At 52.0% G+C, this 19,824-nt stretch carries 15 protein-coding genes and 3 pseudogenes; 5 read left to right on the forward strand and 13 right to left on the reverse strand.

Features of this window, described 5'->3' with window-relative positions:
- Positions 1–144 precede the first annotated feature (144 nt).
- The gene (locus ACFQE9_RS01820) at positions 145–807 is read left to right on the forward strand and encodes a tyrosine-type recombinase/integrase (RefSeq protein WP_379739458.1); all 663 of its coding nucleotides are present in this window, start codon (positions 145–147) and stop codon (positions 805–807) included.
- Positions 808–843: 36 nt separating this feature from the next.
- On the opposite strand, the pseudogene ACFQE9_RS01825 reads toward ACFQE9_RS01820, so the two are convergent.
- The 4 genes and pseudogenes from ACFQE9_RS01825 to ACFQE9_RS15200 form a co-directional block, all read right to left on the reverse strand.
- Positions 844–939, reverse strand: a pseudogene (locus ACFQE9_RS01825) (IS6 family transposase); the annotation flags it as partial.
- Between the two features lie 1,132 nt (positions 940–2,071).
- Entirely contained in the window at positions 2,072–2,974 is a 903-nt protein-coding gene (locus ACFQE9_RS01830) for a hypothetical protein (RefSeq protein ID WP_379739462.1), read from the reverse strand.
- A gap of 295 nt (positions 2,975–3,269) precedes the next feature.
- Positions 3,270–4,037: a hypothetical protein gene (locus ACFQE9_RS01835; RefSeq protein WP_379739465.1), complete on the reverse strand. Its 768-nt coding sequence runs from the start codon at positions 4,035–4,037 to the stop codon at positions 3,270–3,272.
- A 252-nt stretch (positions 4,038–4,289) separates the two neighbouring features.
- Positions 4,290–4,586 (reverse strand): annotated as a pseudogene (locus ACFQE9_RS15200) (IS6 family transposase); the annotation flags it as partial.
- 339 nt (positions 4,587–4,925) lie between these two features.
- On the opposite strand from ACFQE9_RS15200, the gene ACFQE9_RS01840 reads away from it, so the two are divergent.
- On the forward strand, positions 4,926–5,126 hold the full coding sequence (locus tag ACFQE9_RS01840) for a hypothetical protein (RefSeq protein WP_379739468.1): 201 nt from the start codon (positions 4,926–4,928) through the stop codon (positions 5,124–5,126).
- Between the two features lie 574 nt (positions 5,127–5,700).
- A complete protein-coding gene (locus ACFQE9_RS01845) occupies positions 5,701–6,729 on the forward strand; it encodes a Cdc6/Cdc18 family protein (protein ID WP_379739471.1) in 1,029 nt (342 codons plus the stop codon).
- Between the two features lie 13 nt (positions 6,730–6,742).
- Here ACFQE9_RS01845 and ACFQE9_RS01850 read toward each other — a convergent pair whose 3' ends face one another.
- The 3 genes from ACFQE9_RS01850 to ACFQE9_RS01860 all read right to left on the reverse strand — a co-directional run bounded on the left by ACFQE9_RS01850 (position 6,743) and on the right by ACFQE9_RS01860 (position 11,510).
- The gene (locus tag ACFQE9_RS01850) at positions 6,743–8,458 is read right to left on the reverse strand and encodes an alpha/beta hydrolase (RefSeq protein WP_379739474.1); all 1,716 of its coding nucleotides are present in this window, start codon (positions 8,456–8,458) and stop codon (positions 6,743–6,745) included.
- Positions 8,459–9,198: 740 nt separating this feature from the next.
- Positions 9,199–9,681, reverse strand: coding sequence for a TspO/MBR family protein (locus ACFQE9_RS01855; protein ID WP_379739477.1), 483 nt, complete (start codon positions 9,679–9,681; stop codon positions 9,199–9,201).
- 767 nt (positions 9,682–10,448) lie between these two features.
- On the reverse strand, positions 10,449–11,510 hold the full coding sequence (locus ACFQE9_RS01860; protein WP_379739480.1) for a DUF5797 family protein: 1,062 nt from the start codon (positions 11,508–11,510) through the stop codon (positions 10,449–10,451).
- 230 nt (positions 11,511–11,740) lie between these two features.
- On the opposite strand from ACFQE9_RS01860, the pseudogene ACFQE9_RS01865 reads away from it, so the two are divergent.
- Positions 11,741–12,013: pseudogene (locus tag ACFQE9_RS01865) on the forward strand (BlaI/MecI/CopY family transcriptional regulator); the annotation flags it as partial.
- Between the two features lie 236 nt (positions 12,014–12,249).
- A complete protein-coding gene (locus ACFQE9_RS01870; RefSeq protein WP_379739483.1) occupies positions 12,250–13,431 on the forward strand; it encodes a type I restriction enzyme HsdR N-terminal domain-containing protein in 1,182 nt (393 codons plus the stop codon).
- A 269-nt stretch (positions 13,432–13,700) separates the two neighbouring features.
- On the opposite strand, the gene ACFQE9_RS01875 is transcribed toward ACFQE9_RS01870, so the two are convergent.
- The 6 genes from ACFQE9_RS01875 to ACFQE9_RS01900 form a co-directional block, all read right to left on the reverse strand.
- Entirely contained in the window at positions 13,701–14,381 is a 681-nt protein-coding gene (locus ACFQE9_RS01875) for a class I SAM-dependent methyltransferase (RefSeq protein WP_379739485.1), read from the reverse strand.
- Positions 14,382–14,492: 111 nt separating this feature from the next.
- Positions 14,493–15,182, reverse strand: a complete 690-nt coding sequence (locus ACFQE9_RS01880; protein WP_379739488.1) for an SOS response-associated peptidase — start codon at positions 15,180–15,182, stop codon at positions 14,493–14,495.
- A 581-nt stretch (positions 15,183–15,763) separates the two neighbouring features.
- Complete coding sequence (locus ACFQE9_RS01885) at positions 15,764–16,576, reverse strand: hypothetical protein (protein ID WP_379739491.1); 813 nt, start codon at positions 16,574–16,576, stop codon at positions 15,764–15,766.
- Between the two features lie 160 nt (positions 16,577–16,736).
- Positions 16,737–17,459 carry a hypothetical protein gene (locus ACFQE9_RS01890; protein WP_379739494.1) on the reverse strand — a complete coding sequence of 241 codons (723 nt, stop codon included), beginning with the start codon at positions 17,457–17,459 and terminating at the stop codon, positions 16,737–16,739.
- 4 nt (positions 17,460–17,463) lie between these two features.
- Positions 17,464–18,615 (reverse strand): hypothetical protein, encoded by a 1,152-nt coding sequence (locus ACFQE9_RS01895; protein WP_379739497.1) that lies wholly within the window; start codon positions 18,613–18,615, stop codon positions 17,464–17,466.
- Positions 18,616–18,621: 6 nt separating this feature from the next.
- A complete protein-coding gene (locus ACFQE9_RS01900) occupies positions 18,622–19,728 on the reverse strand; it encodes a hypothetical protein (RefSeq protein WP_379739500.1) in 1,107 nt (368 codons plus the stop codon).
- Between the last annotated feature and the right edge of the window lie 96 nt (positions 19,729–19,824).

The following is a 19,824-nucleotide window of genomic DNA, read 5'->3' on the forward strand; positions in this document are numbered from 1 at the left end:
TTACGTAATCGAGATTGTTTGAGTACTATTATATTAATTTGAGCAGATACAGGCCTGCTTGACAAACACACTAGTTTCCAATATAGCTGTCCTACGTATCACAACATAGTTTGGCTTACCAGTACACGGGAGATGGCCGTATTCATGCCACCTACACATGAAAGCACACTCACCGAGCGTGATTTCGAACGACTACTTCAAGCCACCCACCGAATGAACGATACCAATGCAAGTTTGGAGGCTCATGCTATCATCCTTATTGGTGGCCGTTTAGGACTTCGCCCAGGCGAACTCACGCATCTCTCTGGAGAGTGGATCGATTGGCAACGGGAGATGATTCGAATTCCAAACCATCATTCCTGTAATAAGGGACGCAACGGCGGCTTGTGTGGCTACTGCCGTCAAGCGGTTAGTCAACAATCAGACTCGGCTAAAGAATATGCAAAACTCAGTAAAAAATACTGGCAACCAAAAACATCAGCAGCAGCTCGTGCTGTGCCTTTTCATTTTTCGTCTCGAGTCCATATTGCATTAGAGTTTTTAGATGAGGAACACGGAGGGTGGCCGTATTCATTATCTACACTTCAACGTCGACTCAATAGCGCGCTTGAACATGCTCCAAAATTACAGTCAAATACAACATCACCGCATGGGCTTAGAGCAACGGCAGCTTCCTATCACGCTGGTCGTGGATTAGATATGACTGCGCTTCGAGCAATGTTTGGCTGGAAAGATTTGGAAACTGCTCAACAATATTTGAATGTAGATGGTGCTATGACTCGCCGAGCTCTTACTAGTATTCATTGACGGTATGACCTGTGGTGTTTAGTTAGTAGCATTGTGTCAACGAGCGAAGCCTAGAAGCCATGATTCTGCGGTTTCCGGTTCAACGTGGCTGAAGCAATTCGAGAACGACAAGGTTCGACGCTTTAGTACTCGACCCACACTCTAATCCGGATGAATTGGTGAAACGGTGGTGGGGGTCTTGAGGTATTCGTGACCATATTCGGGCTAACCGACCATCCGAATATCTGGATCGACCACGAGAATATCGTGGTTACTCTCCTGGGGCGAGTTCCTGAGAGATGTGTAATGTCTCCAGTCTTCCGAGATAGCTATCCTCAACTCCTCAAATCGAGTGTTGACCACTCTCCCGTTATGAGTCAAGTATCCTTCCGGCTGAATTAATTCCTGAAACACTGGTGGGTGTCTTGTAGATTTGTCTGAGCTCGCCCCTCCCCGGCTCGAAATAGAATTCGTGAACTCCTGACGACACTCTCGCTACATTGGTGAAACAGTGGTGTGTGTCTTCAGACTGCCATCGATCTGTGGGGGCCACACATCACGTTTGCAAGTGAAGAACGGAGATGTGGTACTATTACCGAATCTCGAGCAGTTTCACTTGCAGTAGTGGTGTGTTGTTCGGGCTACTCACCCGTGACTCTCATTTGATGCACTGCACTTGCAATTACGGTATGTCTCTCGCCTTAATCTCTCAGACTCTTACCAAAATCATGGCCAGATTAGACAGGAACTGTTAGGTAAGAACATGGGTAGCTGATACGCTGTAGGAGCGGTCCGTGCTGAACAGTCCGGCAAGCACGTGTGAGCGGCAGCGACAGTATCACGGCCAGGTGGTCAAACTGCCCTACATTTCCCGTGCTTACAGCGGCACTCCGGGGTGCATACTGCTCCGCCCATGCTCCGCATCCAAAATGGATGGCGGTGAGCACACATAGTGTCGAATCTCGTCTCACTATTCAAATTAACGGCTCTGTTGTAACTCTCAGTAGTTGATAATTTTCTACGCTCACTCGTTCAGTACAGGGTAAGCGATTACCGAAGCGATTATCCATCTATCCGAAATGTGCCAAGAACCGCCTGCTGAATATAGAGGATGTACTCAGCAAGCGGGTGTCGTTCGTTCCATTCCTTGAGCTAGTAAAAAACCGATAAGTAGGAGTGCCGATAGATTTACTGGGTATTTCATACGGGTCGTTATCCTTCGATACAACATTGTACTTCACACAGAATCAAGCTGTAAGCAACGTGCTATACGAACCTTGTCTAGCTACATACTCAGTTCATCATTCAGTTTTTGGGCGTTCCGTCGGAGCCGATCAGACTTGACCCAGTAGCTGGCGTGCCACGTCGTAATCACCCATAGATCCTCTGACTCAATACGGTATAAACCGCTGTATGCACCTTTCTCGAGTTTCGGATGATAGCTATCAATCACAGGCGAATCCTCTGAATACGCCTCGATCTTATCTTCCGGGTTATCTAGATAATCCCACACCGTCTTCCAACCATCCTTCCCAACGCAAACCAACACTTTCGGCTCGACAACATCGAATATTTCTTCAGCAAACCTTTCCCTCGCCTCCGACTTACTCGGTCCTCCCAGCCCGCTGATGTATCCATCGTCCGGAGTCGCCAGCTTATACATCCAAGTATAACAGACATCCCCAAAGAAGCCATCCAGCGGAGAGTCCTCGCTGCAGTCCAAGTAATCCTCCAAACTCCCAGATCCGTCCATCAAATCCAGTTCGCTGCGAAGACCGTCAATCAAATCACTGAACATATTGTCCCGATGGGTCAGGAACCCGTCCAGATTCGCAGCCACCTTCGCCGCTTTCCATTCTAGATCGGCGCCGACCTCGTGCTGACGTCCATACTCACCATCCGTGAACGTAGAAAGACTAAGCGAGTTCTGCATCCCAGGGTTCAACGTCGCCATCATTACATCCTGACCGCAGGTAGGAGTAACCCGGTAGAAAGCCTCCAAAGGAAGCTCTTCGTCCCCGAGGAACTCCCGAACGTCTTCTTCCTCAGTGATCCGCCCATGGGTGAAGGCGTTGACCTGTTCAAAGTATTTCTCTGGATCTATGACGCCGCTGCTTTCTAGTTTTGCGATGTAGTCTTGGGCCAGTTCCTTGTGGAATTCCCGGGCGTCTTTGTCGAAAGCTGTCATCTATCGGGGTGACCTTTCGAGACTTCGTTATTTAACGTACCGCTAAAACAAGGGGAAGCATGTCTCGCTCAGTACCGTTGCGATCCCTCATTCCCTGAAAAGTGTAATAAGTATCGTAACCGGTCAACAGGATGCCCAACTAATGATTGTGGACAGGCTCATATGAAAACAAGTCATCCATCAAATCCATCCTCTGAGGTTGTATTCTGTGCGTTCAGCATCTTCGAGAAGAGTGAGGAGATCCCTCTCAGGCCCCAAACTGGCGGCTTGTTAACTTATCAGGAAGTACTAAGTGTTACCCGATCTGCGACCCGAACTGCAAATCTTCCGCGAAAAACTCGGGCAAAGACCCGACTTGCCAAAGCACAGCAACGAATATTGCATCCATATCCTCCCGCATAGCACGCTCGAGCGGGGTGTCTTTGAACGTACGCGCGTACTGCGCTGCGAGGCCAAATGCGAACATGAGCGCGAAACCCAGCACGTTCTCCTCAAGGATATCAACGTGCTCCATCTCTCTCTGCGGCGTCTTAATCGAAGTGGGGTGTGCGCCGAAATCGCTGAGCCGCCCAATTAACGCATCGAGCGACTCATACTCATCGGTGAGCGTGCCGAGGAGATGCCGTCGAAGCCCGTCCACATAATCTGCGAACGGGAGAGGGTCAAACGGGCCATACTCGTTCTCTCGGATTTCGGACCGCGCATCCTGGAATTTCTGTTTCGTCTTCTCTTGCTTCCGGTTCATCTCTCTTACGACAAGGTACAATTCGAGGAGTACACGGATCCGTGAGTATGCCGTGCTGTAGTGGTGGTATTTCGCGGAATGATATACTGAGAAGAGCGCTCTGACTCCTCTACGGAGATAGAACATCTGCATTTTGTGTTCGTCGCCGATGACATCGCCGTGCACGTGCCGTAGGCCGGTGTCAGTATCGTGGAGATTCTGCGTGGCCGTGAGAAGTACTCGAGCGTACTCGCCGTGCGGGTGGTTCAGGTCGGAGTAGTCCTCGGCGACTTCCTCGTGGAGGGCTTCAATGGCTTCAAAATCGTATTGACTCCACATGCAGGATGTATTCGTAGTATGTCGTGTCCCGGTATAAGGATGAGTGTGTCACTTTAAGTTATGTTTCGAACAGAGAGTCAGTTTTATCCTGTCCTGTCTTCGACTACCACTATGTTCTCTTTCTAACTGACTTTCGGACCTTGCTGAATATGTGCCCTACTTCTTGACGGCTTCGGAGAAATGAATTCTCGGAGGAGTCCTTTTATCAACGATCTCCTAATTGGTAGGATAATGTCCCTCCTTCAAGGTGTCCCCGTCGGTCCAGAACTGTTGACCGTGGAGGCGGAGCATCTTTTCGTCAACCGCAAGCTGATCCTCGGAGACGGTCGAGATCGGCTGTAGATCAGCTTTATGAACCCAGTCGTGAATAGCGACGTGACTCCGTTCAATTCCATACTCACCAAGTAATTTACTTATTTCGCGTAGTGACATACCAGCCAAGTGGCAGCGGATCCCTACTTCAATCGCCCACCGCGGAGTTCGATCTCGCTCCACAAACGACAAGTCGATCCACGCGATACCTTCGCTGAGGCGGTCGAATTCTGCCATAGACACTCAGAACTCGTCCGCCTCATCCTCTAACTTAACGCGATCTTGGTATTGAAGCTAACTTTTAATACATATAAATTCACAAGAATAGGCAGTCTTGAATGATGAGGAGTCTGCTCAAAGCGTGATCGATCTAAGCTTCTCCCAGTTCGCGGGACTATTCTTTGGGATTATCGGCACCGGGAGCGGGCTTTTCGCCGGCGCGTATCGTGTTCTCAGTCAAGACTTGCCGATTCCCTCGGCAGCTGTACTGTCAGGTGTCACTTCACTCGTGATTATCGCCTTATTAATCAGCTTGTACAACCGAATTACGATTGAACGTTTGAAGCGGGGGGAATTATGACTCCAGACGATGTAATTGAACTGTTCGTCGCAGGAATCATCCTTGTTATTGGTGCGTTCGTCGTTGCGACGATCAGCGCGCCGAGTATCGCAAGCATCCTCGATAACATTATTGTTGAAGTTATATCCGGTCTTGTCTATGTAATGGTCGTCTTCGTGATCATTGCGATGTTTTACCAACTCTTCAAAAACATATGAATTCCCAAACATTCAACGCGGCTGTAGAATATTTCCTCAAGAAATCACATGAGTAGAACTGCTTAGAGTCGGGAAAATACAGTTGAATTGCTGGATTCGCGCCCTGTATTCAGCGAGCTACGTTGAACATCAACGGAAGTCGATAGAACTAGTGACGATAGGTTCGCCCTTTTCAGCAACCGGCTGTTTCAGACAAGAATATGTCTGAAGAAGAGGATTTTAACAGGGCCAAATTAACTTATACCAAATATGAATAAGACGCGTCACACACAATCTAATTCAAAATGGGAACTCGGTAGCAACCTTCGGAGGCGTCGGGACACTACCGGCAGTCGCATCCCCACCCCTACTACATTCCAGAGAAGTTGCCCGTCTCATCCCCAATCGAGATCGACGACGAGCTCCACACCGGTGACTGGGATTCCGGCCGTTTCCGGAAACCGGATATTTCCACAATCAGAATCGAGTGGAGGCGGAGTAATAGCGGAAGCGTTCCAACGGCGATCAGAGCCTTTCCGGAATCCACCCAGTCATACTTTTATGACTCACACCGGAACTAGTCACTCACCGACAGATGATTCGCGATGCTCGCGTTCTCCGTGCCGGGTTCGTCCCTCGTGAGGTCGAGCATCGCGACGCCGAGGTGAACCACCTTTCCAGCGTCCTCGAGCCGATCACAAACGACGAGCCCGCCGACACGGCGATCGTCACCGGCCCAAGCGGCGCCGGTAAGACCTGCATCTCGAAGTTCGTCACCGAGCGCCTTCGCGAGGAGGTTCTCGACGTCGAGGCGACCTACGTCAACTGCTGGCGGAACCACACCCGATTTCGTGCGCTCTACCAGATTCTCGACGATCTCGGAACGACGATCGACATCCACCGTCAGTCGACACCCCACGACGAACTCACCAATCGACTCCAGGAGTACGACGGTCCTCGAACCGTGGTCATCCTCGACGAGGTCGATCAGCTCGAGGACCCGAGCATCATCTACACCCTTCATGATCTCCCACAATTCGCGATCATCTGCATCGCGAACACGGAAGAAGAGCTGTTCAGTCAGATCGACGATCGCCTCGTGAGCCGCCTCCGGTCGAGCGAGCACGTCCGGATGGACAAGTACCACGACGACCAGTTGTTCGACATTCTGCGTGCTCGCGCGAAGTGGGGCCTCGACGAGGACGTCATCGTCGACGACCAGCTCTACCGGATCGCGGATGCGGCCGCCGGCGACGCCCGCCTCGCGATCGGAATTCTGCGGACCGCGGCCAGCAAGGCCGATCGCGAGAACTGCGACCGGATCACCGACGACATCCTCCTCGACTCAGCCGAGGATGCACGTGCCCAGATCAAACAGAAGAGCCTCGAGTCGCTCACGCCCCATCAGCGCGTCGTCTACGAAATCGTGCGCGATCACGGGCCAATTGGACCGAGTGAGATCCACGAGCACTATTCCGACGACGTCGACGATCCTCGAACGAAGCGGACGGTCCGGACATATCTCTCGAAGATGGTCCAGTACAACCTCCTCGAGGCCGAGGGAACGAGTCGGGATCGGGAGTACTCGATCGTCGATTCGAAGGTCGCTTCGCCCATGGGGTGACCAACCTCGCTCACTACTCGTTATTTGACGCTCGCCGTTTGATCAGGTATCCGAGTCCACCTGCTGACGCGATCGCCTGTAGTACACCGAACCCAGGTTGTTCCTCAGCCGTTACGTCATCCTGCTCTGGAGTCGGACTCTTCGTTGGTTCCGTACCTGCTGTTGAGACATCGCTGGAGTTCGCCGCACTACTCTGTGGATTCTCAACCACCTCGATCGGACTCCCACTTACTCGTCTCCCATCAACACGAAACTCGTACGAGCCAGGAGTGTCGAACGAGTGCTCAAACTCGATCGTCTCGCTTTCACCAGGCGATATCTGCTTTTGTTTCGTACTGATCTCTCGCTGATCGACGCTCAAACTCGGCGTTGCGGTTGCAACACGGCTCACTCGATTTTCGATATCGACGGTCACGGTGACCGACTCGTCGACGCCGATTTGATCAGCGGATCGGCGCACAGATAGTCCGAACAATGCGTGCTCAGCCGTCGAACGTTCTCGGTGAAAGGCGACGATATCATCGAGCATCTCCCCGTTCACCAAGTGTCCGACACCCTCGTACACTTTGGATGTCATACTCGCGCCGGCTTCTTCGTACACGGACATCGTGATTGGGAGCCGTTCCGTGATCCGGTTTTTGCCGTAGACGTCGACAGCCCGATCGCCATACTGTGTGGAGATTCCGTAGTACCCTCGTGGATCCGTTTCCGGGAGTGGCTGGTCTTCTTCACCGTTGAAGAAGAACTGATCAATGTTCATCCAAGCCTCTTCGTCGAATGATCTCCCCGTGAGATCTTCATAATCAGCCGTACCGAGCGGATAGGGCAGGCGTGTCCCGTTCAGCGTGTCGTGGGGGAGCGGAGCTGCACCCGTCCCGCCAACCGAAATGGTGCTGACTCGACCTGGATGCAGGAACGCAAATCGCGACGTGAACGTCCCTGCTCCCGAAAATCCCTCCATGTGAATCAGATCGCTTACTGGGTATCCTTCATCGCCCAGTCGTTCTCGAGCGTCATCGATCATGTTCACGATCTGCTCGTCAACCCGCTCGATCGTCTCTTGTGGGAATGCGTCGGTTGTAATGTCGTCCAATCCGGTTTCCGGCCGTAACGTTTGAATCGCTAAGGTTTGGACGAGATCTAGTCCGTCTTCGGGTAACCGCGGCAATCCGGGGATAAGCCCCGGGAATCGAAGCTCACCAGCAGCCCGGAATTCACTATCGGTGATTTGGTCTTGCAGTTCATCCCGTGTTTCGACCCGTGGGGCATTGTTTGGCTGAACGTAAATCGGACGTTCAGTTGTCTGATCTGTCGTGGGTTTAAACAGAGCGTACGGAAGGTAGAATCCGGAATCAGGATCGGCTTCAACGAGTTCGACTGCCGGTCCTGCATCCGCAATTGACTCATCAACCGCCACGAGTGCACTATCCCGGGCAAGAAGTTCATCATCAGCCCAGATCTCGGCCCGTATCTCCTGTGTTTCGGGGATTGGCTTACTCAGTTCGAGAGGTCGATCGGTAACGTCGGTACCGGCACCCAGTTCGATCGTTCGATAGTTGATGTTGGTTCCGTCGACTTGATGATCCGAAATGATGATGAGTGTGGCTTCGACGTCGGTTCGAGCCTCTGCGACGACGATCGTCTGACCATCCGTCTCTTGATCGTCGATCGCGATCGACGCATCTGTGGACTGAGCAGAGACTGATCCTGAGTGACCGATCGCAGCCACACCGACAGCCGAGACGGCTGACCGTTTCAAAACTCGTCTCCGGCTCCACGACGGAGTCTCACACCACATTATAACACCGAATGCAGATGTGAATCACTAAATGATTTGTATATCGTACGTACATCCAGTCCGATCGCGTTTGTTCTCAAACGATATCGTAGACAAACGTAGCGAACAGCCTCGTAGTCACTCACCTTGCTCTTGAAGAAAAATATTCACAATGAGACGCGTGTTTTGTGGATTAACAATAAGACGATATGTGCCATCCAGTTCGGCAGTATGTGTTTCCATCGTCGTCTCCGACGATCGAGGTCCTGCAGTAAGAACATCGTTTCCGTTCGGATCTTGCAACGTAAATGAACCGGTATATGGGGCGCTCTCGGAGCCCGTATCTCTCACACTAACGCGGATCTCGGTCCCAGCCAAGACGTCAAACTCTACCGTTTCGGGACTCCGACTTACGGTCTCAGAAATATCTGAATCCTCGCCAAGAGAGATGTTTCCTTGATCTAGCTGATATGCGGCCCACACTCCAACGGAACTCACTACCACCGTCCCAGTGGCGCCGATATAGTGACGTCGGTTCATAGAGTAATTCCAGTACAATTTCGGTGCTTTCTATTAACATTTACTCAGACGGGGTTGATACTCCTCTGACATTGGTTTATTCAGCACGGCCCTTCGAACAACAACGCCATTTATCGGAAAAGTTGGTTGAGAGTCACAACCAAGTAGCCATTTTATCCTGCAGCGTAGATTGCGTAATTGAGTATGACTGCAAACGAAACCCATCCGAGATACGGAACCAGCAATGCGGCCGCGATACGACTAACCCGAGAAAATAGAACGATTGTGGCAACAATTGTGGCCCACAGCAGAAGGATCAAAACGAGTCCCAGATCAGCTCGCTGAAGCCCAAAGAAAACCGGTGTCCAGCCTAGATTCAGGGCAAACTGGATGGCGAATATACTGAGAGCGACTTGGACAGATCGTTGATCCGTTCCATGCCGCCAGACGATGAATAAAGCTGCTCCCATCAGTGTGAACAGGAGCGTCCATACGATTGGAAAGAGAATTTCCGGTGGATAGAACCACGGACGGTCGATCCATCCCGTATCTGCACCAAAGAATACCGCCGGTAATGCCCCAAGCGCATTCACCGATAGAATCACCCCAAGGGCGATAACTCCCTCACGTGTCGTTAATCCATACCGTTGAAACATGCCTCCCTCTACTCTAGGAGTAAAGGTAGTGGTTGCGTCTGATGAGACTTAACGTACGTAACCTGCGGGCCGTCGTTGTCTGCGTGGGCCGCGGTCACGCTGATCGACGTCGGCCAAGAGGCGACCTGCGGTTGTGCTTGGCGATGCAACGGACCTGATTCTTCGGCGATCGGTCACGAGATCGACGTGAGTCGCCGGGCAGATACGGTCGTTCACCAGGGATACGGATGAGTGTTGGGCGACGATCGACGGAACAACAAAGGGGGAATGCAGCCAATCAGGATGTTGTATGATGTTGGGGGGTCGAATGGGTCGGAGTCAACTTTCCTAATTGGCTACACGGGAGATTCACACACAGATGAGAAAAAAGACCGTCGGAACCGGACTGCACAGCCGGATTTTCGTGGAATTTGGACCGGCCTTGATGCCGGCGCGATCGTTCTGGTCGTAATCAACGTCGTCGCTGGATATCATCAGCCTGCCACCCAGTACACACCGTCCCGTTCACGACGGGCGACAGCCTGCTCGTTCATGGTCTCGTAGAAGGCCACGAACTCTTGGGCAGTCTCCGGTCCCGATTGATCCACCGACACCACTCCTCGAAGTCCTCGGCGCCGGACTGATCGGCGATGTCGCGAAGCGATCGGGCTTTGGTTCGATCGTGTATTCGTAAGCCGCCAAATGGTGTCAAAATATAGCTGACACAACTGCTTACATTCATCTGCTCCGGCAGACAGCCACTACTTCGAGTCTGTTCTTACTCAGATTTAGGAAAGTATCTCACTAGCGGACTCGGTAGCTCTGATACGTTTTTCATCATCACGGTAGTAGTATTCATCAAGAGTCGTTGAGAGGTACTGATAGACCTGTTTTCCACTTTCTAAGTTCCATTCGGATGCGAGCTCTTTGTTGCTCGTTGGTTCCAGTCGGAGAATGTCCTGTAACCTTCGTCGGTCAGTATCCGATAGATCGCCGTCTGGTGATAATGATTCCTCGTCCGCCGACACGTCGGCATTCGGTGTATCCTTCGGCTTTGCATCAATTTCGCCGGCCGGTTCGAATGGTGAAGCAACGAGGGCTCGCATTTGTTTGCGGGTCTCTGGCGTGATATCGAACACGAATCGATACTTGTGTTGGACCCATCCATCGGTTTGGTCTCCTTCAAAAACGTTCTGAGAGTAAATCACTCGATCAACATCGACGCCGATTGGGATTTCCTCTGGCGCAACGACACCCAGTGTTTGGGTCCCCGGTTCCATGTCCACGAAATCCACGCTATACTGAGCTGGAAGCGGCGAATACTGTTCAGTAGCCAAGAATGAGTTCTGCATTGACTCATAATTGTACCCGTCTGTTCCAACATACTTCGTCTCCGCTGATCCCTGCCATTTCTGAACGTATTCAGACGTGTTCTCGATATGGAACAGGGCGAGAAATCGATTCGAAGTGTTTGCTGAATCACGCTTGTGCTCCCAGACGAGATCAGTAATGTCCGTTCGAAAGAATCCGAGGAGAGATACTTGAACAGGACCTTGGTGGATCGACAAGTCATCCGAAAGCCGTCCACGAATTGTCTCGGATGTAACTGGCGTGCTCAACCCGAGTATCGAATCCGCAAAGCCCTCGAATGCAGCATCACGATCCTGCCGCTGCTGTTTTGTCCCAGTACTGTCTTCGATCTGGTCGTACGCTTCCTTGATTCGCTGAAATTCTTCTTGATCCCCTCCTTGGTCTGGATGGTGTTTCTTTACCAGGGCCTGATACACTGCCTTGACAACTTCCTCGTCGGCATCCGGATGAACCCCAAGAACGTCGTAGGGATTGGCCATATCGGGTGATTCGTGAGAGTCATTATAGTCTTCTCGTTGGCCACCTCACACTGGGCTAGTTGCTTTATCGGAAGGCTCCAAGCCCTGACAGAGGATCCGATTCGCGTCGAACTACTCATACACGACACTGTTGAAATCCTCTTTTCAAACATAAACATAACACAGCCGATGAAAAAAGGTGTCAACCTTAGCGTGAAGAGTGCGGCCGAGTAAGGGTGAGTTGGTGACCCGAAGATGCTCGAGCCCAGATTAAGCAGAAGAGCCTCAAGTCACTCACGACCCATCAGCGGGTCGTCTACGAAATCGTGCGCGATCACGGGCCACTCGGGCCGAGTGAGATCCACGAGCGCTATTCCGACGACATCGACGATCCCCGGACGAAGCGGACCGTCCGGACGTATCTCTCGAAAATGGTCCAGTACAACCACCTCGAGGCCGAGGGAACGAGTCGTGATCGAGAATACTCAATCGTCGATTCGACGGTCGCTTCGCCGATGGGGTGACCGTGACGCCGTCACCTATCCGGAACTACACTCACCGAGGCCTGCTTGGTTGTGGTTCGATGACCAGCGGATCATCGTTTCCGGGATGTTGAGAGACCGTCGTGGCGATGATTCCAAGCACTGTACCCAGATCTTCCTCTTTCGTTGAGCCGGTTGGGTCGGTACTCATACTGAATCGTGCTATCGATTACCACAGATCCTTATCACTAAGAGAACTGGGTCAAAAGTGGCTGGATATGGATAAGGAGGAGTTAGTTAACTACGTCGACCAATCAAAGTCTCTTCTCGAGTCGTCCCCGCAAATGGACGAACAGAATACGCGACGAAAGCTCATTGAGCCGCTTCTGGAGTTGCTGGGTTGGGATATGCTCTCCTCCGAAGTCGAATTAGAGTACTCGGTCCAAATGGGTGTGGGAACGAAGAAAGTCGATTATGCCTTGGAATTAGAGGATGCACCAGTGGTTTTTGTCGAAGCAAAAGGAGCTGACACGGCTATTTCATCAGGACACCGAGACCAACTCACGAGCTACATGCGCCAGACTGGTGTGGACTGGGGGATGCTCACCAACGGAACGACGGTGGAACTCTACAAACGAAAACAGGATAGCCAGAGGCCTGACGAGATACATCTTGGTAACATAGATCTGAATGATTTACCGGACAGGATCGGGTTACTTCGGGCCTTCTCTCGAGACTCTATTGCATCCGGAGAATCAGAGACGATCGCCGAAAACGTCGAGACCACCCGCCGAGCTGCGGACCAACTTCGGGAAAATAAAGCGGAGATCTCAACGCGGATAGCGGGTGTCGTTACAGATGAAATCGGAGATGCCGTCTCACAGACAGTGCAGGACGGGGCAAAGCAATTCGTCGACGTGTTAGCGTCATCTCTCGAACGCCAAGGTCGAGATGATTTCTCGATAGGAGGAAGAAACATTGAGGAAATCGAACACGGCGATGAGTTCGAGTGGACACCTGGTAAGGGGAAAGACGCTCTCGCGGGAACGATTGCACGGGCGGATATCCCCGGACCGCCGAATAGCCAGATAGCCATCTTCCCCACGAGAATCTCAGGCATTCAGTTCCTCAAAGAGAACAACGCCTGGGGGTTCGTCCGAGTTGGTCAGGATCCCGACTATGCAGCGTTCTACGTCGCGGGTGGCCCGATGGAAATCCAATACATCGCGTCTATCAAAGAGATCGTTCCTGCAGAGGAGGCTACTTTGGCTCGCGACCAAGAATCGTACATTGGCGACGAAGCAGATTTTGACCCCGGTGATCAGGTTGTCATCTTCGAACCCGGCAGTTTGTATGAGTTAGAAGACCCGATCCGGTACAAGAACAAGGCACCGCAGGGTCGTGTTTACACAGACCTGAAGACGTTCAAGAACGCATCGACTACAGAGGACGTTATTTGACTGACGATTCCTGGCTAGAGTTCGTCTCTCATCGAAAGACGGTGGCGGGATAACCACTCTTTCTGCTTTGGACCGGCGATCGACCCGATTCGTCGGCAGCATCCTCAAGGAGATGGGAGGTGTCGATTACACAGGCAGGTCCCGAGATGATCGTTGTGTCAATTGCCGCAACGAATCCGCCACGAAGCAGATTCCCGATCGTGTCGTAGGAGAAGCCACGTGTCCCGTGGAATACGGAGTAAACCGTCGCTACAGGGATGTAGCCCGCATCAACGGGGGACAGTGCCGCTCATGATGTAGTAGTCGTGGTAGGGTTCTCCGCCCCACAGTGTTGCATCCATCAGCGGTTCGTGTGTGACATCGGAGAAGCCCCCCTGGAGGAGCACGTCGCTCAGTTCGTCGGGCGGTCGGCCGTGGTACATCGGCAGATCGTCGTGTATGGCTTCGTACTCGTCCCACGGCTCGTCGTGGTTCCAGTACCCCTCGATCAGGAGAACCCGCCCACCTGGCTCGACGACGCGTTGCCACTCCTGCAGTGCTGTAGTCGGATTGGGAAGCGTCCAGACAAGGTGGCGAGCGGTTACCAGTTCGGCGGCGTCATCCGGCAGGGCGAGTCGCTCCGCGTCCCCTTGCTGGAACGCGATCGAGTACTCGGTCTGTCGAGCCTTCGATCGGGCGTGTTTGAGCATCTCCCGGGCGACGTCGACGCCCACGACGTCGTGGCCGAGTTCTGCGAGCAACAGCGAGATGACCCCTGTCCCACAACCGACGTCGAGTATCCGATGGGAGTCGTCCCCCGTCCATTTCCGCAGCACTGAGAGCCAGCGGTCGTGCTGTTCCTCGGAGTGGATTCCGTGTTGACGCTCCTCGTCAAATGTTGCTGCCCGCCCGTTCCAGTGTTGCTGGACGAGGGGCTTGACGGTATCATCGCCGTGCGGTGGCGGTGTCATAGCGAGATTTCTTACTCGTGTTCGCTACTGCTCTGGATTTTCATAGTCCTACGGATTCGATCGAGATACACGCTATCTCACAGCTGATTCGATGGCACGCGCTGTCAACAGCTATCCCGAGCTGAATTCGCCGAGTCCCGATTGCTCGTGTTCGAGCGGTTCGATGATCTTCGGATCGTCGTTGCCGGGATTGTTAACCCGCGTGGAGACCTCGTAGGCCGCTAAATCGTCTTTTGGATACGGCTGACACAACCGCTTGCGTGCATCTGCCCCGGCGGAGAGCCACTCGGACTCGACGTCTTTCGGAAGGACGACCGGCATTCGATCGTGAATCGGCTTCATCAGGTCGTTCGGATCCGTTGTCAGGATCGTTACACACGAGATCGACTCGTCGGCACCGTCCCAGACGTCCCAGAGGCCGGCCATCGCGAACGCCGGATCACCCTCGCGGTGAATCCGGAAGGGCTGTTTCGATCCTCCGTTCGTCGATCGCCACTCGTAGAAGCCCGACGAGAGGACGAGACAGGGTCGAGAATCCCACGCTCGGTCAAAGACGCGTTTCTCGTCTGCGGTTTCCGAACGAGCGTTGATCATCCCCGCTTCGGGCTCGTCGGCCCAGAACGGAATCAGGCCCCAGTGGTAGGTGTCGATCTCGTCGGAGGCCTCGTTCGTGATGATGTGGAGATCGTCGCCAGGCGCGATGTTGTATCGGGGTGTATACCCGCCGTCCGCGACGACCTCGGCGTCGAATCGAGCCTCGAGGTCAGCCTGATCGATGAAAAGCGAGTTTCGGCCACACATACATCCGGGTCCGACCGGGAGAGTCTTCAACGTATCTGGAAATGTGAACGGCTCTGACTCGTTCGATTAGAGCTCGGTCGGGGGCAGTAGCTCACAGAGAACAGCTACTTGGTCAAAAAGTGCGTCGAAGAGCCGTTCAGTCGGTCGATATAGCGCGTGGTGTTCATCAACAGAATAAGGCGTTTTCTCATCATCTGTGTGTGAGAGAAATCCGCTTTCAAGGAGTGGAGCAAGGGCACTTTCCAGTGCAGTTCCGGAACGGCCAGACTCGACTTCGAGTGTGTGTCGAGAGAACTCAGAAAGGAACCGTGTACGAGGCGGTCATTCAAGAGTTCCCACACCTCATTCCCTCCCGCTATGTGTGCGCAGTACAGAGCTGAGTTCTAGATGTTATGTGTTGGGCGAAAATACCGCTCGATGGTTCTGTTGAATTCCTCAGCGGCTGATACAAACGGCCTGCTGAATAGAGGGCGCGAATCTTTCACGAAGCACTTTGTAGACTTCAATTAGAGGTTGAAGACCCAGCTGGATCATTAAATGAATCGCGGGTCAACAAGTGTAATAGATCAAATCGACTCTGGTCAATCTTCTGCCTCTGATTCAATTTCCTTCTCGCCCTTGGCAACCTCTCTTGCTTCGAGTGCTTCTTCAATCACGACCTGCCGTTGGGCCTCATCGAGGTCCTTGTCAAGCGCGTCCAGTAAACCGTCGAGGAACTCGTCGATGTCTTGATTGACATTCACCTCGGTGTCCTTGATGACTACTTGCGGTGTGGTTTCTTCAGCAGGATCTTCTGAATCTTTCAGGCGGGCTTTCCGCGCCTCATAGACTGCCCACGCTGCCATCGCAAGTTCCAGGATAGTTACCCAATTCTGAGCGACAGCTTGCAGAAAGAATGCTCCAGCAGCTGACTTTTGGACTTCAAACCGGGCGGGGATATTGCCTTCATCGACAACTCCTTTCAGCCTGTGATAATCGTCCCCAAAGCCTCTGTATTCAAAATCCACCGCATCCGGATCCCAATCATCTTCGGCACTGTTTGAATATCCGACGAGAGTGATACTAAACCCACCGAGGATGTCTTTCTCAATCTCATTCAATCGATTTCTCTCATCTTCATAGATCCCCACTCCACCAACAAGATGTGTCTTTTCTTCAGCTTCTCTGACACCTGCCCATAGAATCTCACCTATTATTTCGTCTCTCTTGTGATGGGCAGAAACAAGCCTTCGTTCGGGGTGTTCCTTCATCGACTCAACGAATTTGGGATACAAATCAGCTGGCACAACGTGACCGTGTAGATCGGCCTCAGTAGTATTGAGAGAACCTCTGATACAGGCACAAAGCTGCTTATCCGTAACTCTGTCAAACTCTATGTCATTATCAGGTTGCACGGGTCGTGGACTAAAAGATGTTCCAATCGGTAATAGTATTTGACCTTTCCATAAGTAGGGGATTATGAAAATCTTGCTGTGGTGAACTGATACTCTGTATTCAGCACGGCTCTAAGAACATATCACTGGTTGAGGATTTCAACAGAGCCCGCTCGATATACTAAGACTCATTCAAGTCTGAATCCTCACCCTCACCACCCACTTCTTCCTCGCCATTATCCTCGGACTCGTAGCCCTTCGTCCAGAGATAGTAGGCTATGTACCCTGCGATCGCTGAGACTACAATGAAAGATCCGGCCTTGATCTCGACTATCCGCGAATGGGAAGGGGAGATGATGAACAGCAACCCCAGAGACATCTCAGTCAAGCCGACAACGAGTAAGGCGAAAGACCTCCTCAGTCGCGTGGACTTGTCCTCCAAAACACCCCAGTTGCTGTTGACTGTCTTGGCATAGTTTGTAACTATGATAGAATCATACTCATCAGCCTCTAACTCACTCTTAATCAAGGATTCAGCAGTATCAGTCGAAGGCCCAAACCCGATCTTGATCCCCAGCATCACAATAATCGCATAGACAAGGGACGCGAACAGGCCGACTATCCCGATCAGGACCGGCGGAGTATCAATCAGGGCGATACTAGGCGTCGAATCTGAGGTACGCAGCAGGACAGAGATACCTGTGAGATAGATACCGATGAGTGCGATATTCGCTCTGATAGCCTTCCAGGCCTTATCCTCGAAGTTTGAGACCGACTGAAACTGGTCGGCCACCATCGACTGATATCTATTCGCTAAATCGCGCTTAGAACTGATTGCCTGTTCTCCTCCTCCAGAGGCCTCCCCATTCTTTTCCTTCTGCCCCTCCTTTTCACTTCCAGACATAGATTCAGTACTCGCCTTTCTCCGGCTCAGTCAGGTCGCTCGTGATAGTAGTCTGTGTAGAGTCGTCACGGATATCTGACCGAACAGAGGTACCGGTGTCGACAGCGTTTTCGCAGTACCATTCTGCGAAGATGTGAGCTAAGTCAGCCAGATCAGATCGACGGGTGACAACGTCTTTGTGATCTCTTCGTTTGTCCTGGAGATTACGGAACTTAACCCGGTACTCGTCGTCAGATACCTGTTCAGCAGCCTCGACTCCAACGAGATACTCCAGTGTAGACCGGATCCACTCTTCCCGAACTCCGTTGCCAGGGATGTATTTCCGGTTGAGCATCGCATAGAGTTCGTCAACCGTGACCTTGAACTCGATAATCCGGCGCGGATTCTTACCCTGCCAGATGACCTGTTCGGTGTCATCAAGGCAGTTGAAGAATACGTTGTGCCAGAGGTAACAGGCGAAGTAGAGTTCAGAGAGTTCCTTGTTACAGAGGACGCCTGTTGATTTCTTGTCGTCGAAGAATCCAGGCGGTGAATCGATGGTCTCGAAGCCGCCGTCCCCTATGGAAAGACGAGTGCTGATCTGCTTACGTTCCGGGAGCACGTTGTCTCGGAAGTTCTGATCCACCTTTGACAGTCTTCCAAACTCGTATTTCGGATTCGTGTTTTGATCGACGTAATCGTAGCTGAGCAGTACCAGATTTGAGTCGAACTGAACCTCTCCCTTGGAGAGGAAGTTCTGGACCCTGTGTTCCGCCGTCTGAGCATTCTGATTGCTGATGAGCAAGGCGATATCATATTTTTCGGGTATCTCGGTATCTGACCCGTTGACCCGGAACGGATAGCCCTGGTCATAGCCGGAGATTTCCTCTAAAAATTTCTTCAGATCTTCTTCGTCTCGAGGAAGATTATGCTGGACGTCGAACAGGATACCGTAGTCTTCATCGAAATAGGCTGTAAAGGTCGGAGTCAGCTCTGACCCGTTGTACTGGATACTTTCCTCTGGAAAGCGATCGAAGGTGAAGTCTCGGAATTCAGAGCTATATTGGTCATCAAGGAACTCTTCCCAGGCAGAAACGACATCGACGTATCTGTCGTATCTCTCAAATCTATCGAAGGTTTGGTCAACGCACTGTACGAAACTATCTGACTCTGTCACGGGTGGTTATGCTGCTGAGAAGTAGTCGTCGAAATCGCGTTCCTGCTCCTCCTCGGCTTTGACTTCCCCCTCAAGGAATCCTTTGTTAATTTGGTCGCAGATCCTGCTCAGTGACTTTTTCGAGGCGTTGAATCCGGGGATGATCGAGATATCGCTGTCCGATGTGAGGTAAACATCGACGCTGGTTCCGTCGTCGAAGTCGAGAACAGATGCGTGCATATACGGATTGTCGTGGTAGACAGTAACAGAGGTGCGTTTTATCCCCTTTAGTGCCTTTATCAGCCGTTTGTTCTCCTCGACACCAGTTATCGAGCCTTCTTCGTACTGGATTTTGATTGGGTCTGTATCTCGAGATCCGTACTCTCTGTCACGGTCCTGGAAGAGCTCTCCTTTGTCAGAGATGAAGGAGGCTAAGCTGTTCAACAAGACGTTGAAGTAGAGGTCGCTGGAGCCTCGGATGTAACGAGTTGCTCCGTTACGGGACACGAAGAACTGGAATGCCGTACCCGTATTGTGAACGGTGAGTTCGATTTTGTCGACGTAGAGATCATTGGTTGAGGCCTCGTTGAAGACTTCGTAGTATGGCTTGTCCTCGTGGTATTCGATTTGCGTGTCCTCTCCGGTCGACTTGAGAACGGCTTTTTTCACCACGAGATTGCCGTTCACACGGTTATCGAAGTTCTGGATAAGGCGGCGGAGATCTTCGCTGGACAGGAAAGATCCAGTAATCTCCGAAGGGAGAGTCTCGATGTAACGGGTGAGCGCTTTGTCGAAGAAATCCTTGTCAGAGACCGTGAAAATGGTGTATAGTTTCTCCTCGGAGTGACTTACGATGAAGAAGTTATCCTTGAACTGCCGGGAGCCTCCTTCGTACGACTCGCCTTCGATCTCTCTGATCAGGCGACCGCTCGTGAAGACCTCTTGATCCTTGACTGAAACACTGTATTCCTCTAATGGGTATTTGTCGAAGATCTCTTTCGGAGTACGCTCCGAGATAACAGTTAAGGCCCGGACAGGTTCTTCGCGGTCCTCTATAAGCTCCTCAATGTATGCACGGAAGGAAGTCTCCGTCTCGTGTTCCGCGAAATCGTAAAGAGTGCCTGTCCGTTCCATTTTTCAGTGTGTGTTTTGTCAGGGATACGTTTACAGGTCCGAGTCTTTTTCCAGCCTGATTATTATTCTTTTCCTTGAGTCTCACTCTTGCCTCTG

Origin of the sequence: Halopenitus salinus, assembly GCF_042662125.1 — an archaeon.
GTDB classification, from domain to species: Archaea; Halobacteriota; Halobacteria; order Halobacteriales; family Haloferacaceae; genus Halopenitus; species Halopenitus salinus.

Bases quoted from the DNA above. Each gene is read 5' to 3' on its own strand.
- ACFQE9_RS01820 (WP_379739458.1), top strand. From the start codon at position 145: ATGCCACCTACACATGAAAGCACACTCACCGAGCGTGATTTCGAACGA.
- ACFQE9_RS01830 (WP_379739462.1), bottom strand. From the start codon at position 2,974: ATGACAGCTTTCGACAAAGACGCCCGGGAATTCCACAAGGAACTGGCC.
- ACFQE9_RS01835 (WP_379739465.1), bottom strand. From the start codon at position 4,037: ATGTGGAGTCAATACGATTTTGAAGCCATTGAAGCCCTCCACGAGGAA.
- ACFQE9_RS01840 (WP_379739468.1), top strand. From the start codon at position 4,926: ATGACTCCAGACGATGTAATTGAACTGTTCGTCGCAGGAATCATCCTT.
- ACFQE9_RS01845 (WP_379739471.1), top strand. From the start codon at position 5,701: ATGATTCGCGATGCTCGCGTTCTCCGTGCCGGGTTCGTCCCTCGTGAG.
- ACFQE9_RS01855 (WP_379739477.1), bottom strand. From the start codon at position 9,681: ATGTTTCAACGGTATGGATTAACGACACGTGAGGGAGTTATCGCCCTT.
- ACFQE9_RS01860 (WP_379739480.1), bottom strand. From the start codon at position 11,510: ATGGCCAATCCCTACGACGTTCTTGGGGTTCATCCGGATGCCGACGAG.
- ACFQE9_RS01870 (WP_379739483.1), top strand. From the start codon at position 12,250: ATGGATAAGGAGGAGTTAGTTAACTACGTCGACCAATCAAAGTCTCTT.
- ACFQE9_RS01875 (WP_379739485.1), bottom strand. From the start codon at position 14,381: ATGACACCGCCACCGCACGGCGATGATACCGTCAAGCCCCTCGTCCAG.
- ACFQE9_RS01880 (WP_379739488.1), bottom strand. From the start codon at position 15,182: ATGTGTGGCCGAAACTCGCTTTTCATCGATCAGGCTGACCTCGAGGCT.
- ACFQE9_RS01890 (WP_379739494.1), bottom strand. From the start codon at position 17,459: ATGTCTGGAAGTGAAAAGGAGGGGCAGAAGGAAAAGAATGGGGAGGCC.
- ACFQE9_RS01900 (WP_379739500.1), bottom strand. From the start codon at position 19,728: ATGGAACGGACAGGCACTCTTTACGATTTCGCGGAACACGAGACGGAG.